Annotated in this window: 10 protein-coding genes; 7 read left to right on the plus strand and 3 right to left on the minus strand. The window is 62.7% G+C overall.

The window, feature by feature from the left end; genetic code table 11:
- Positions 1-86 precede the first annotated feature (86 nt).
- The gene (locus C0V72_RS07105) at positions 87-2198 is read left to right on the plus strand and encodes an alpha-galactosidase (protein ID WP_101792729.1); all 2112 of its coding nucleotides are present in this window, start codon (positions 87-89) and stop codon (positions 2196-2198) included.
- Positions 2199-2312: 114 nt separating this feature from the next.
- On the opposite strand, the gene C0V72_RS07110 is transcribed toward C0V72_RS07105, so the two are convergent.
- Positions 2313-5051 carry a TonB-dependent receptor gene (locus C0V72_RS07110; RefSeq protein ID WP_199797777.1) on the minus strand — a complete coding sequence of 913 codons (2739 nt, stop codon included), beginning with the start codon at positions 5049-5051 and terminating at the stop codon, positions 2313-2315.
- Between the two features lie 202 nt (positions 5052-5253).
- Here C0V72_RS07110 and C0V72_RS07115 point away from each other — a divergent pair, with 202 nt between their 5' ends.
- The 5 genes from C0V72_RS07115 to C0V72_RS07135 are packed head-to-tail and all read left to right on the plus strand — an operon-like array spanning position 5254 to position 11831.
- Complete coding sequence (locus C0V72_RS07115; RefSeq protein ID WP_199797778.1) at positions 5254-7368, plus strand: ABC transporter substrate-binding protein; 2115 nt, start codon at positions 5254-5256, stop codon at positions 7366-7368.
- Positions 7365-8384, plus strand: a complete 1020-nt coding sequence (locus C0V72_RS07120) for an ABC transporter permease (RefSeq protein ID WP_101792738.1) — start codon at positions 7365-7367, stop codon at positions 8382-8384. The genes C0V72_RS07115 and C0V72_RS07120 overlap by 4 nt, the downstream gene beginning before the upstream one ends.
- Positions 8381-9409 (plus strand): ABC transporter permease, encoded by a 1029-nt coding sequence (locus tag C0V72_RS07125; RefSeq protein WP_101792809.1) that lies wholly within the window; start codon positions 8381-8383, stop codon positions 9407-9409. Before C0V72_RS07120 ends, C0V72_RS07125 begins: the two co-directional genes overlap by 4 nt.
- Entirely contained in the window at positions 9387-11009 is a 1623-nt protein-coding gene (locus tag C0V72_RS07130; RefSeq protein WP_233999828.1) for an ABC transporter ATP-binding protein, read from the plus strand. Before C0V72_RS07125 ends, C0V72_RS07130 begins: the two co-directional genes overlap by 23 nt.
- Positions 11010-11021: 12 nt before the next feature.
- The gene (locus C0V72_RS07135) at positions 11022-11831 is read left to right on the plus strand and encodes a phytanoyl-CoA dioxygenase family protein (RefSeq protein ID WP_101792743.1); all 810 of its coding nucleotides are present in this window, start codon (positions 11022-11024) and stop codon (positions 11829-11831) included.
- On the opposite strand, the gene C0V72_RS07140 is transcribed toward C0V72_RS07135, so the two are convergent.
- Entirely contained in the window at positions 11809-12705 is an 897-nt protein-coding gene (locus C0V72_RS07140) for a 2-dehydro-3-deoxygalactonokinase (protein ID WP_101792745.1), read from the minus strand. The genes C0V72_RS07135 and C0V72_RS07140 overlap by 23 nt on opposite strands.
- A gap of 180 nt (positions 12706-12885) precedes the next feature.
- Between C0V72_RS07140 and C0V72_RS07145 the strand changes: the two genes are divergently transcribed.
- Entirely contained in the window at positions 12886-13566 is a 681-nt protein-coding gene (locus C0V72_RS07145; RefSeq protein ID WP_101792748.1) for a FadR/GntR family transcriptional regulator, read from the plus strand.
- 22 nt (positions 13567-13588) lie between these two features.
- Here C0V72_RS07145 and C0V72_RS07150 read toward each other — a convergent pair whose 3' ends face one another.
- Positions 13589-14920: an alpha/beta hydrolase family protein gene (locus C0V72_RS07150; RefSeq protein ID WP_172438945.1), complete on the minus strand. Its 1332-nt coding sequence runs from the start codon at positions 14918-14920 to the stop codon at positions 13589-13591.
- Positions 14921-15122: the final 202 nt, after the last annotated feature.

Raw genomic sequence — 15122 nt, forward strand, 5'->3', positions numbered from 1 at the left:
ACTCCTGCCTCAAGGCTCTGGACAGTTCCAGCCCAATTATCATATAATTTTGCCGGGCGCTGGAGGCGCACCGGAAGGGACTACCAATGGCCGCCGACCTGCCTGATTTCATCCGCCTCGATGGGCCTGCGACAACGCTGGTGATCGGCTTTGCGCAAAGACTGCCGGCGGCGATCTATTGGGGCGTGCGCTTGCCCGATGGCCTGGATCTTGCTGCGCTCGCGCTGCTCGGCGCACGGGCAGAGGCCAATGCATCGCCAGCAGAAGAACCGGTGCTGGCACTGACCCCTCAGGTCGGCCAGGGCAGTCCCGGCCGCCCCGGCCTTGCCGCGCACCGCGACGGCCTTGACTGGGCAAGCTGGGCGCTGGCTGAGACAGTGCAAAGCACGGCGAGCAGCGCGGTCATCACCAGTGTGGACACCGCGCATGGGATGCAACTGGTCCACAATCTCGCGCTTCACGGCGATGTGCTGGTGGGGACCACCGCATTGACCAATCGCGGCGATGCTCCGCTCACGATCGACGATCTGGTCGCGCCGGTCCTGCCCCTGCCCGCATCTGTCCGCCGCATCATCGGTTTTGAAGGCCGCTGGGCCGGGGAATTCATGACGCGGGCGCATGATCGCAGCATGGGCACCTGGCTGCGCGAAAACCGCCGGGGCCGCTCCAGCCACGATGCCTTTCCCGGCCTTATCGCCGCCGAAGAGTCCACAACCGAAGCGCAGGGCCTCGCCTTCGGGTTTCATCTGGGGTGGAGTGGCAATCACCGGCTGGCTGTCGAAACATTACCCGACGGACGCGCAAGCGCGGCGCTGGGCGCGCTCTTCTTGCCGGGCGAGATGCAATTGGCACCCGGCGCGACCTATACATCGCCGCCCATATTCGCCGCCGTGTCGGACGCGGGCCTCACGGGCTTGTCGCAGCATTTTCACCGTTACCTGCGTGCCCGGCCAGAGCACGAGCGGCTCCGTGCCAAGCCGCGTCCGGTGCACTACAATAGCTGGGAAGCGGTCTATTTCGATCACAATCCCACCGTGCTGACTGCCATGGCGACCCGTGCCGCCGCCATTGGTGTCGAGCGGTTCGTACTCGATGATGGCTGGTTCAAGGGCCGCCGCAGCGACAACGCCGGCCTTGGTGATTGGACGGTGGATCCAGCGGTTTGGCCCGAGGGGCTTGGCCCGCTCGTAAGCCATGTGAACAGCCTTGGCATGGAGTTCGGGCTGTGGGTCGAACCCGAAATGGTCAATCCCGATAGCGATCTGTTCCGCGCGCATCCGGACTGGGTGCTCGCCGCGCCGCCCGCGCCGCAGCTTTCGTTCCGGCACCAATTGGTGCTCGATTTTGGCCGCGAGGATGTGCGCCAGCATATCTATGCTGCGGTTGATGCACTGCTGCGCGAGTATCGGATCGGCTATCTCAAGTGGGACATGAACCGCGATGTCAGCCACCCCGGCGGGGCCGATCGCCGCGCCGGCGCGGTCAAGCATGTCGAGGGGCTTTACGCTGTGCTCGATCATCTGCGCGCCGCGCATCCGGGCGTCGAAATCGAAAGCTGCGCCTCAGGCGGCGGGCGGGCCGATTATGGCATTCTGGCCCGCACGGACAGGGTGTGGACATCGGATTCGAACGATGCCCTTGATCGGCTCGTCATCCAGCGTGGATTTTCGCATTTTTTCCCGGCCGAACTGATGGGCGCACATGTCGGCCCCGCGACGTGTCATATCACGGGCCGCAAGCTGACAATGGCGCTGCGCGTGGCAACTGCGCTGTTTGGCCACATGGGCATGGAACTGGACTTGCGCCAGCTTGATGCGGCCGAAGAAGCCGAACTGACCGCAGGTGTCGCGCTGCACAAAGCGCACCGGGCGCTGATCCATAGCGGCGATCTTGTCAGGCTTGAGGCCATGGAGGGCGCAAACGCGTTTGCCGTTGTCGCCGCCGATCGCAGCGAAGCGCTGGTGTCGTGGTCGCTGATGACCGAACAGCGCGGCTATTTTGCCGATCCGTTGCGCCTTGCAGGGCTCGATGCGGAAGCCGACTATGCGATGGAAATGGTATGGCCGGAACGTCTTGGTAAGCCGTGGCCATTGGCGGTCGGCGGCGTGTTCCGCGGCGCAATGCTGATGCAGGCAGGCTTGCAGATGCCGCGCCTGCACCCGGGCACCGCGATCATTTTGCATCTCCGGCGCCTCTGACCGACACGGCCGCCGCCGGCGGTGCCGCCGGTCACCGCGCAAACGGCCATGAAAAAGGGGGCGCAGCCACAACGGCTGCGCCCCCTTTTTGGTCAGTCTATCGATCCCGAAAGATCAGAAGTTGAACCGCGCCCCGACAGAATAACGCGCACCGGTATCAACAATCGACAGGAACTGGTTGTCGAACTCACCGCGCGTGCGGGTCTTGGCGTTGGTGATGTTTACGCCTTCAACAAACAGCGTTGCGTAAGGCGTCAACTCATACGAAGCCGAGGCATCGAACTGGCCATAGCCGCGGAAAAAGATCGGCTGCCCGCCCGTACCGTTCGCCAGGGTCTGGATGAACTCGTCACGGTGGTTGTAGGCCAGACGCGCCTGCAAACCGCTCTTCTCGTAGAAAAGCACCGCGTTCTGGCTGTTGCCAAGACCTTCGAGCGCCAGCGTGTTTCCAGCCGCTGTGGTGGCCGAGCTGCTGTCCACGAATGTGGCGTTCGCCGTCACGCCGAACCCATCGAAGGGCGCCGGCAGCCATGTCAGGTTATGCTGGAAGCCAACCTCGACGCCGTAGACATCAATCACGCCCAGGTTGCGCGGGCGCTGCACATTGAACGGCGCAGCACCGCCGGGAAAGATGTTGTCGGCATTGGCGATGGTGAAGGGTTCAACCGCAACCGAGCTACCCACGAAGTCCTGCACGCGCTTGTAGAAAGCGCTGACAGTGAAGTAGCCGCCCGGCTGGTAGTACCATTCACCCGTCAGGTCGAAGTTTGTCGACTTGTAGGGGTTCAGTTCAGGGTTACCGCCTGCGGCCTGCAAGTTACCCGGGCGCAGGTTTGTGAAGCTCACGCGCGGAGCAAGCAGGCTGAGATCAGGCCGCGTAACGGTTTGCGACGCTGCAAACCGGCCAATCACATCGTCCGAAAAATCGATCTTCGCGTTGAAGCTGGGCAGGAAGTTATCATACGTCGTGATGCGGGTAACCGGAACTGCCGTGGGCGAGAACACGCCGGTGTATGATGTCGTGTCATTGGCAATGACGCGAAGATCCAGCAACTCCTGCTGCGAACCACGAGAATTCACCCGCGTCCGCGTGTAGCGCACACCGAAATTGCCGCTGATCGGCAGACCACCAATTTCCGACTTGAAATCAGACTGGACGTAGCCGCCAATCACGCGTTCCTTGACCGCAAAGCTGTCGGGATAGACGATTGCGTCATAGCCGTTGTTGGCAGCAAGAAACGCGGCAAGCGATCCGACCGGACGGCCGACGGCCAGATCCTGCGCATTGGCTGCAGCCGTCGATTCAAGAAACGTGAAGTAGTCTTCGGCATTGAACTGCAGCCACTGGCGCGGAAAGTTGCCGCCGGCGTTGTTGAAAAAATTGCCGGGATTGAAAGGCTGCAACAGCCCGGCCCCTACAGGAATGGCATAGCCGCAATAGGCGCAACCGACGTTGGCTTCCGTGCGGACCAGCGTGTTGCGCTTGGTCAGATCCTGAAAATACGCGCCAACTTTGACGGCATCGATGAAACCACCCTCGGACCTGAAGGTCGCATCGAGGCGGTTTTCATATTTTTCCTCGCTGCGATCAAACCCTTCTCGCGTGGCAAAGTGCGCACGGCCAACCGACGTGTCGACAAAGCCATTGGCAGCAGTCAGATCGGGCAAGCCCGAACCGGTGTTGTTGAAGGTGACCGCATTGTTGAACCCGATGACGGCGAAGATTTCGTTGCCGCCATTGTTCGACGTCGCCTTCGAATAGCTGCTGTCGAGAGTGACATCGATCAGATCGCTGGGCGACCATTGCAGGTTGGCGCCAAACGCGACCAGTTCCGTCGGCCGGTTAAACGTCCGGTTGATGTAGTCGGTATGGCCTGTTGCGTTCTGCGAGAAGCTGGTGACAGTGTTGTTGCCGTCCACCGTCGCGCTGGTTGCAGAACCAGGCGAGAAGAAATGGCCAACGCTATTGGCGGTGGAATCGACGGTAAACTTGTTCCACAACCCGTCGACGGTCAGCAGGACTTTATCGCTCGCCTCGAATTGGACAGTGCCGTTGACGCCAATACGCTCACGGTCCTGCGCATCGGAGATCTGATCGTAGTTCTGCGCAAAATTGACATTCGTGAGACCGGCAAGCGGCAGATTCGTCCGGTAGTAGCCATTGGTCGCCACCGTGTTCACAAGCGCCTTGCGCCGCTGATAGCTGACCGATGCCAAAATGCCGAGACGCCCATCGGCGGAGGTGTTGCTGTAAAGCGCAAAGCCGTCACCGGCGAACTCATCAGCAAGCTGTTCGTAATTGGCCTGACCCGAAAGGATGATTTTCTGGCCATCGTAATCGAGCGGACGCGCCGTCTTGATGTTGATCGTCGCGCCGATCCCGCCGTCCTGAATGCCGGCATTGCTGCTCTTGTAGACATCGGCGCCAGAGATCAGTTCGGCAGCCAGAAGGTCGAAGCTGAAAGCCCGGCCCGCATTTTCGGTCGCGATCGAGCGGCCGTTAACAAGGACCGTGTTAAACTGGGGGCCAAATCCGCGAACGCTGATGAATTGGCCTTCGCCGCCGGAGCGGTCAACCGACACGCCCGTGATGCGCTGCAAGGATTCAGCGACGTTGGTGTCAGGAAACTTGCCGAGGTCTTCAGACGCGATCGAATCGACAATGATGTCGCTGTTGCGCTTCGTGTCGATCGCGCGGCTCAGACCGGCGCGCAGACCCGTGACAACGATTTCGTCACCCGGCGCATCGACTTCAGCCCGCGGTCCGGGGCCCTCTGGGTCGGCAGCGGTCTGCGCGGCGACCGGAAAGGCGGCAACGAAAGCGATTGCAGCGCAGCTTGCGCGCAGATTCATGACCATACGGCCGTTAGTGGTGGAATGAACCACGATGTCTCTCCCCTGATGGGTCGGCTAGTTCTGCCGACTTTCCGATTGCGAGCTCAGCTCCATGCGCCGCATCGATCTGGCAATTATATTATCAATCTGCTACTGTCAAATCCATGCCGACGAAACGGCGCGTATTGTGATCGGTGGGCAACGCCGACAGCATCAAAAAGTGACCGTGAAGAACGGCGCGGCGGGGAATGGGATGGTAGAGGCAAGCACAGCAATGCGCACAGCAGCGGCGATGGCCGCGCTGCTGTCAGCTGCCTGTTCTGCGCCGCCGCAATCTGCCGGGGTCGCCGATCCAGAAGCAACCGCGGCGCTGATGCCGGCCGGTGCGCTGAAGCCGACATTGGCGCCCGAAGATCTGGTGTCGTTCCGCCGCTTGCCCGCGTATTCCGAACCGGTTTGGGTCACCCGTGATTTCGTGGCCAAAGGCTTGCTGCCCCCGGTTTCCAAGCGCCTGCCGCGCGAGCCGTTGGTCGTCGGCCCAGCCGCGATGCCGGACGGGACCGGCCATTACGGCGATGCGCTGCGGCAAGTCACAGGCGGGCGCCCCGAAGGCTGGAACTACAGCGCTGGGCAGTCGCAGGGCTGGGGCGGGGTCGATATCGGCACAATGGAATGCCTCACGCGCACGGGGCCATTGTTCCTGGTGCGGCCCGATGCTTTGCGGCCCCTGCCCAATCTGGCAAAAAGCTGGTCTTGGTCGAAAGACGGCCTGCAATTGACGATGAACCTGGTTGAAGGCGCGCGCTGGTCTGACGGACATCCGTTCACCAGCGACGATGTCATGTTCTACTGGACCGACAACGTCCTCGATCCGCAAGTGTCGCCGCTGGGCGGCGCCGGCCCGGATACATTCGGTCAGGGTTCGAAACTCGAAGCGCTTGGCCCCTATACGATCCGGTGGACATTCCAGCGCCCCTTCCCCGAAGACGTGCTGTATCAGATGGCATACGGCAAGTTCTGCCCCGGCCCTGCCCACGTCCTGCGGCCGCAGCACCCGCGGTACAACAAGCGCAACAGCTATGCTGATTATCGCAATGCGTTCCCCGCTGCGCGGGTCAATTTCCCGGTCATGGGCGCGTGGGTGGTCAGCGAATACCGGCCTGATGACATTCTGATCCTGCGCCGCAATCCCTATTACTGGAAAGTCGATGCCGAGGGGCAACAGCTGCCCTATTTCGACGAGCTGCAATATCGCCTGCTGGGCTGGAATGACCGTGACATTCAGGTGATTGCTGGCACCAGTGATCTCGCCAACGTCGAAGTACCGGGCAACTATGTCGAAGTGTTGGAGCAAGCCGCGCGTCCGGGGGCACCGTTCCGCATCGCTTTTGGCCCGCGCGGCGCTGCTTATTCGGTGCTGCTCAATCTTTCAGGCAATGGCTGGGGTGAACCCGATGCCCGCGCACAGCGCATCAGGCAGCTGAACCGCCTACCTGAATTTCGCCAGGCAATCAGCCTCGCGATGGATCGGCGCACGCTTGCCGCAGCGCTTGCCAAAGGCCCCTTCGTGCTGCCCTATGCCGGCGGCATTCTGCCCGAAACGCCATTTTTCGATGCCGCCGCAACCCGTGTGTTCGCTCATGACGCCGCGCAGGCCCGCAGGCTTCTCGACCGGATCGGGCTCAAGGACACCGATGGCGACGGCCTTCGCAATTTTGCCGATGGCGGCAATATCGAGATCGTGCTGACCGCCAGCCCCGACACCGCGACCGATCGCACGCTGGCCGAAGGCGTGCTCATCTTCGCACGCGAGATCGGCCTGCGCGTTATTCTGCGCTTTGTCGGCGGCACCCAGCGCGATGCCGCCAATGCGAGCGGCCAGTTCGACTGGCTGCTGACCCGCGCCAATTCGACCGAACTGATCACAGTCGTCCAGGGCGCCGATGCGCTGGCGCCGATGGGGCCCTATAGCCACGCGTTCCACCGTGCGGGGCCAGATGGCCAGCTTGATCTGCTGCCTTACGAGACGGAAATGGTCGAAATCGTGCGCGCGTTTCAGGCTACGCGCGATCCAGCGCTGCGTCGGCGACTGATGGCGCGTTATCAGGCGCTTTCAACCGAAAATGTGAACGCGGTCGGGTTGGTGCGCTTTCCGGGCGCACTGGTGGTCAATCGCCGGATCGGCGGGGTGTTTGGCGGGATGCCGATTTTCATGTTCAACTGGGCGGAGGATGCGATCATGCGGGAGCGGTTGTTCGTGCCGCCTGCCAAACAGGGCGGCGTGGAACTGCGCCCGCGCACACTGCCCGGCTGCTTTGATTGCAAGGCCCGATGAGCCGGGCCGTCTTCCTCTTCCTGCTGCGGCGCATTCTGGAAGCGATTCCCGTGCTGCTGGCGCTCAGCCTTGTCACATTTCTGATCATCAAGTCACCGCCGGGTGATTATGCCGATGGTCTGCGCACGATGCTGATCAACCAGGGCGGCGCGTCTGCCGCCGAGGCCGATGCACAGGCGGCGCTCTACCGCGCGCAGAACGGGCTCAACGATCCGCTGCTCGTGCAATATGGCCGCTGGCTCTGGGGTATCGTCAGCCGGTTCGATTTCGGCATGTCCATGGCCTCCAATCGCCCCGTTGCCGACATCGTCTGGGAACGGCTTCCGGCCACGATCGCCCTGGCGCTGGTGTGCCATATGCTCGCGTCGGCAATCGGTGTGGGCCTTGGCATTCTTGCCGCCACCAATGCCGGCACATGGGCAGATCGGTTGATCAACGTGATCGCCTTCCTGGGCATGACGACACCGCGCTTTCTGTTGGCGCTCGTCATGCTTTATGTCCTCATTTTCCATTTCGACGTCACCCAGATTGGCAGCTTCCAGTCCGCCGCCTTTGCCGGCGCGCCGTGGAGCCTTGCCAAACTCGGCGATCTGCTCGGCCATGTTTGGCCCGTCATCGTGATCGCCACCTGGGGCGGGCTGGCTTACAACGTGCGCGTCATGCGCGGCAATCTGCTCGACGTGCTCGGCGCGCAGTATATCGAGACGGCGCGTGCCAAGGGACTGCCCGCGCACAGGGTCGTCCTGCGTCATGCTGTGCCCAATGCCGTCCACCCGCTGATCGCCTATCAGGGCGTCGCCCTGCCCTACATGATGACCGGAGAGATCGAGGTGGCGATTGTGTTCGGCCTCGCCACGGTCGGCCCGGCAATTGTCGGGGCCATGGCGGTGGGCGATGTGTTCGTAGCCGCCACTTTCATGCTGGTGCTGGCGGCAACGCTGATCCTCGGCAACATTCTGGCCGACCTGGCGCTCGTGCTGGTTGATCCGCGGCTGAGGCTGGGAAGCGAGGCATGAGCCGCCCACAGGCCACTGCTCGTCCGCAAAACTACGCGCGGCTGGTTTGGCTGCGCTTTGCTCGCTCGCGGCTCGGGTTGGCCGGGCTCGGCTGTCTGGTGCTGCTCCTGATAATTGTGCTGTTCGGCAGGTTTCTGGCCCCGCATGATCCCGATACCCGCTTTGCGCCGTTTCAGCCGCCAAGCCATTGGACCAGCGCAGGCTTCGTCAACCCCATCGACAGCGGCAAGGTCGATCCGGTGACCTTGCAACCGATCCTGACCACAGCAGGCGCACAGCCGGTGCGGCTGGGCCTGTTTGTGCGTGGGCATCTGGTGGCGCCGCGCGATCCCGACGGCGAGCTTCACTTGCTCGGCACCGACAGGTTCGGGCGCGATATCTTCTCGCGCGGATTGGTGGCGGCACGCATTTCGCTGGGGCTGGCAACGATCGTCGTCACCCTGACCACCACGACTGGCCTGCTGCTTGGCGCGATTGCCGGTTACCGAGGCGGCGCGATCGACCGCTGGCTGAGCCGGCTGATCGACTTCGTGCTCGCCTTCCCGCAATTGCCGCTTTACCTCGCGCTGGGCGCGCTGATCCCGATCACGCTGGGTTCGGGCATGTTTCTTATTCTGTTGATCGGCATCATGGCCATGCTCGGCTGGGCCGGGCTGGCGCGCGAGATCCGCGGAAAGACCATGGTGCTGGCCCGGATGGACTATGTCCGTGCGGCAATCGCGCTGGGTGCGACCGACTGGCGCGTGGTTTATCGGCACATTGCGCCCAATCTGGTTTCGCACGTGCTGGTCAGCTTCACGCTGACGCTGCCCGCGATCGTCCTGCTTGAGAGCTTTCTGGGTTTTCTGGGCCTGGCGGTGAAACCCCCGCTGATTTCGTGGGGGCTGATGTTGCAGGATGCCGGCTCGTTTGCCGCTATCGGATCATACCCTTGGATTCTCAGCCCGGTGGGATTTGTGTTCATCACCGTGTTTGCTTTCAACGCTGTGGGAGATGCGCTGCGTGACGCAATCGACCCTTACTGATCCCGTGCTGGAAGTGGCCGGGTTGGGCATCGGTTTTGGCGCCAGGACGCTGGTGGCCGGAGCGGCGCTGACCATTGCCCGCGGCGAAACGGTGGCGCTGGTTGGCGAATCGGGATCGGGCAAATCGCTGACCGCGCGGGCCATTATGGGATTGCTCCCGCGCGGCGCAGCGCTCGCGGCGGGCTCGAGCATCCGCTTGGCCGGCACCGAACTTACGACCTTGCGCGAACCCGCGCTGCGGCGACTGCGCGGAAACCGCATGGCGATGGTGTTTCAGGAGCCGATGAGTTCGCTCAATCCCTTGCACACGGTCGGCGCACAACTCGTCGAGGCAATCTGCATCCATCAGCCGATCAGCCGATCAGCGGCCATGACCCGAGCCGGTGAACTGCTCGAAGAAGTCGGCCTGCCCGAACCGCTGCTGAAATTGCGGCAATATCCCCACGAGCTTTCGGGCGGGCAACGCCAGCGCGTCATGATTGCGATGGCGCTATCGAACCAGCCCGATTTGCTGATTGCCGATGAACCGACAACCGCGCTCGACGTGATCGTGCAGGCACAAATCCTTGCGCTGCTTAAGGATTTGCAGGCGCGCTATGCAATGGCCGTGCTGCTGATCACCCATGATCTGACCATAGTCCGCCGCCATGCCAGCCGGGTTCACGTCATGCAGGCAGGCCGCATCGTCGAAGCGGGAGAAACGGCCGCGATCTTTGCAACACCGCAGCACACCTACACGCAAATGCTGCTTGCGGCCGAACCTTCCGCCGTCGCACCGCCGTTTACCGGTTCTGGCGATCCGCTGTGCGAAGCGCGTAACCTGTGTGTCGACTTCCCTGCCCGCCGCACGGGCTGGGGCGCGAAGCCGGCGGACATTCGCGTCGTGCACGCAGCCAGTCTCGCGGTTGCGCGAGGCGAATCTGTTGGGATCGTCGGCGAATCCGGGTCGGGCAAGACCACCCTGGGCCTGGCGATGATGCGCCTGATCGCCGCCGCTTCGGGCGAAATCGCGTTCGATAGCACGCGGATCGATGGCTTTGACCGCGCCGCGATGCAGCCGTTTCGCAGGCGGATGCAGATCGTGTTGCAAGACCCTTTCGCCAGCCTCAACCCCCGCCTTTCGGTCCGTCAGATCGTCGAGGAGGGGCTGATCGTCAACGGCATCGGCAGCGGCCCGGCCGACCGGCTGAGGCGGGTTCGCGCGGCGCTTGATGATGCCGGGCTTGGCGAAGCTGCGATGGGAGATATTCTGGCACGCTTCCCGCACGAGTTTTCGGGCGGCCAGCGCCAGCGCCTGTCGATTGCCCGCGCACTGGCAGTCGAACCCGAATTTTTGCTGCTCGACGAGCCGACGTCAGCGCTCGACCTATCGGTCCAGGCGCAAATTCTGGCACTGCTACAGCGCCTCCAGCGCGAGCGGGGCCTGTCCTATCTGTTCATTTCCCACGATCTCAAAGTTGTCCGCGCGCTGTGCCAACGGATCATCGTCATGAAGGCAGGCGCGATTGTGGAAGAAGGCGCAGCTTCCGACATTCTGGCGCACCCGCAAACCGAATATGCCGCGCGGTTGGTCCGTGCGGCGCTTGATCTTGCCGCTTGAGGAGCATTTGGCATGAACAATGGCTTTGATACCCAGGACTTTCTGTTCGATCTCAATGGTTATCTGGTCCTGCCCGGCGCGGTCGGACCGGATCTTCTGGCGCAGCTTAATGCCGCCTTCGATGCATTTCCCGCGCTTGAGGCCGGGCAATGGTGGGGCAATGTGCAGCGAATGGACAATGCCGGTGCCACGGGCACCGAACTGCACAATATCGTCGAGGCCGGCCCGCCGTTCGAAGCGCTGATCGACCATCCCGCGTGGATCGACCGTGTCCGCCGCTATTGCGGCGAGGACGGCACCTATGTGCAAGGGCTGTTCATCGATGAATGCTTCGCCTCGATCCGGCGCAGTGGCGGCTTTTTCCCGATGCATTCGGGCGGTCAAGACGGCGTGGTGCGCAACCAGTTCCGCTTCGTGAATGGCCAATTTCGCTGTGCTCAGGTCAATATCCTGATCGCGCTCACCGATATCAACCCCGGTGACGGCGGCACGCGCGTGATCCCCGGCAGCCACAAAAGCAACATCGCCCACCCCGTGTTCAACCAGCCATTCGATGCGCGCCGCGAGGCTGAGGACGAAGTCATCGAGGGGTCGATCGAAGTCACGCTGAAAGCTGGCGACGCGCTATTGTTCGTCGATGCCATAGCCCACGGGGCCACGCGCCGGACCAATCCGGGCGATCGCCGGGTTGTCATCTATCGCTACGGCCCGGCTTGGGGCAGCACGCGGTATGGCTTCCGCTATTCCCCGGAATTGCTCGATCGGCTGACACCCGCGCAGCGCGAGATCCTCGAACCGGTCAAGCCGCGGCTCCCAGTGTGATATCCGCGCGGATGGCGTTGATCCCGGCCATGAACGCGCTGTGGCTGTCTACCAACACGCCGCTCGCGCCGAGCACGTCGAGAGCGGTCAGATAAAGCGCACCCAGCGCTGGATCGGCGAGGACATGAACCCGTGCGCCCGGGGCAACGCGCTGCGCCGCGTCCGCGCCGATCAGCAGCCCGCTTACATAGCTGGCCTGATCGGTCCGTTCCCGCTCGCCCAGCACCAGCGCCGCCCGCGCCCCGAACAGTGCTGACAGCAGATCGCCCTCACGCCCACGCAGGACCCCATCGCGAAATGCGGGGCCATCCTGCACCGGCAGATCAAGCCCATCGGCGAGCAGACCGCCCTTGCCCAGCATAGCAAACACCTCGCCGACCACCGCAGTCGTGAAATCGGTGATCGCACCGCCCTTCATGACCGCCCATTTGGCATGGGTCCCGGGCTGGCACAGCAGGCTGTCTGCGGGCACCAGGCCAGCTGCGCAGGCACCAAGGAACTGCACTTCCTCGCCGCGCATGACATCGCAGCGCCCGCCTTGCCGCGACACGCCGGGAATGATGGCGGTGCGCCCCGGCTCGACCCAGCATAGTGCGGCTGCAAGCCCGGCAAGGCTGGCGGGGGCCACAGCAGTGACCGGCACGTAGCCAGCATCCGTCCAGCCGCGGTTCGATCCGGCCATGCCCGCGATCAGCACCGGCACATCGCCAAACCGCGCCCGCAGCATCGCCACTTCGCCTGCAAAATCGCGCCCGGCCATGGCCAGTACCCCCAGCGCGTCCCGCTCGGTTTCGACCACGGCTCCCGCCGAATCAAGCGCAAACACGCGGCGGTTGGTCGACCCCCAATCGATGGCGAGCGAAGCTATTGTCATGGCGGAACCTTTGCGATGCGCGCGATTTGCGCTACGAGTATTGATCCATCGGTTGAACAAATTCGCTCGGCAATCTAGTCTTTTTTATCTGCTTTATCCGAACAGGAGCATCCCAACATCGTCACCGCAGCCACTCCAGTTAGCATACGCACCGGGCTGGGCCGCAATCTCACCTATGGCATGCTCGATGCGCTGGGCCGTGCCATCGTGATCGGGGTTTACGATGCCCAGCCGTTTCCGACCGAAGCCGAGCTGGCCCGGCAATATGGTGTCAGCCGCTCGGTGACGCGCGAGGCGGTAAAAATGCTCACTGCCAAAGGGCTGCTGAGCGCGCGGCCGCGCCAGGGCACCATCGTCCAGGCAGCATCCAGCTGGAACCTGTTCGACACCGATGTTCTTCACTGGCTGCTTGAACGCAAGTTCTCGGTCGACCTGCTGCGCCAGTTCAATGAACTGCGCATTGGCATTGAACCCGAAGCCGCAGCGCTCGCCGCCGCCGGCTCAACCCCCGCTGAACAATCTGCGATTGCCATGGGACTTGCCCGAATGGTCGCCGCCGAAGAGGGCAACGACGACCCGCTCGAAGCCGACATCGCGTTTCACATCGCGGTGCTCGAGGCATCGCGCAATCCGTTCTACAATCAGTTCCGCGATATGGTCGCGACCGCGCTGCGCACCTCCATTCGCTTCACCAATCGCATCAAGGGCCGGTCCGCCAGTGTGGAGGATCACCGCGCAGTCCATACCGCCATCGTCGCGGGTGATGTGGCAGGGGCGCGAACCGCGATGAAGCGGATTATCGGCGATGTCCTCGAACTGATCGACGATGCCCCAACGACCGACAGGGCCAGCAGCGTCTGAAAGCCTCACCGGCAGCGCGATATCATTGCGTCGCAGGCTGGCCGATCTTCATTTCCAGCCCCAGGGCCCAGCGGCGTTGAAAGCCGCGCCAGTGCCCGGGCTCGCTGGCGCTCGCCGGAGTGCCGCCCACATTCTGCAACGGTGCAAGCGGCCATTGCCCATCGCCTGCAACTTGCGGGGTCACATCAAGGTAAGCCCGTTTGCCTTCGTCGCGCTTGAGGTGAAGATCGAGAAACGCCGTGATGAAATGCTGATTGATCGCGTTGATCCGCTCCGTGCGCCAGACCGGCTCGGCAAAGTATTCGCGAGTCGAAAAATCGCCATCAGCTTCGGGCGGTGGCGGATTGCCGCCAATGTTGTGCCTCGCATTCTGGAACAGCAGGAAATGCCGCTGATTGCGCATCATGCCCTCGAATATCCAGCTCACGCCGTTTTTGGTATCGACCACATCGTCATGCTCGCCGCCGATGATCAGCAGCGGTTTGGCATAGGCGGCCAGCGCCGGCTGTGACCATACCCGGGTGGCCGGACTTCCGCCAAACGGTGCCAGCGCCACGACCCCCTTGATCCGCTCTGCAATCGGCTTGCCCGATGCCTGGCTCTCAAGGATCGCGGACTGCGCGGGCGCGGGAAGCTGAGCCATCACCGGGCTCGCCATATCATAATCAAGCCCGGACGCGCCCAGCACCCCGAAGCCGCCCATCGAATATCCCACCAGGCCGATATTGCCGGCATCCATGACGCTGCCAATCGGATCGCTCGCGTCCGCCGCCCGGCTCGTCAAAGCTGTGATCACAGCACGTATATCAGCCGCGCGATTGATCAGGACATTACCGAAGGAAACCGGAAACTCGGCCGGGTCCGACACGCGCTGATCTGCATGATCAATCGCGACAACGACATAGCCTTTGGTCGCAAGATTTTCCGAAAGCCAAGTCATAAAGGTGTCCCACCCGCCATACCCGTGGGACACAACAACCAGCGGAAACCGCTGTGCCTTTATCGGCAGCGCGCCTTCGGCGGCGAGGCTGGGGATGATGAATTGTTCGCCTGCGCCGCCGCGCTTTGGCAAGGCATGCCCGAACGCGGTTCGCGGCGCATGGGCGGCCGCGTCTGAAGGATACCAGATCCGGGCCTTGATGGTCCTCACCCCCCGCGAAACACCGGTGCTTGCCAGCAGCACCCGGTCTGGTGCGTCAATCGCCAGCATTTGCGTGCCGACCGCAAAAGACCCAAGAGCCGCCAGCGCCGGGGCATCAGGCGCTGGAACTGCATAAGGCAGCCGGGCGGGCGGATTTGATTGCGCGAGTTCTTCAGGCCGATCGCCAGCCGACAGCGGCAACGCAACACACATGCTGAACAAAAAGGTCAATCGGCGCAATTTCATATCGTTTTCATATTCCCCATCAACGCCTTATTGCCTCGCCTGCGCATCAGACATTGGACCTTGCGAACGTGGCCCGTAATGCATGTGTGGATGATGCTTGCAGTGCAAGCGCAATTATTGCGCGGTTGTGTCCGCCAGATCGTCCCTTCCGAACTTCTGTGCGTGCCCG

This window comes from Porphyrobacter sp. TH134 (assembly GCF_002855495.1).
GTDB lineage: Bacteria > Pseudomonadota > Alphaproteobacteria > Sphingomonadales > Sphingomonadaceae > Erythrobacter.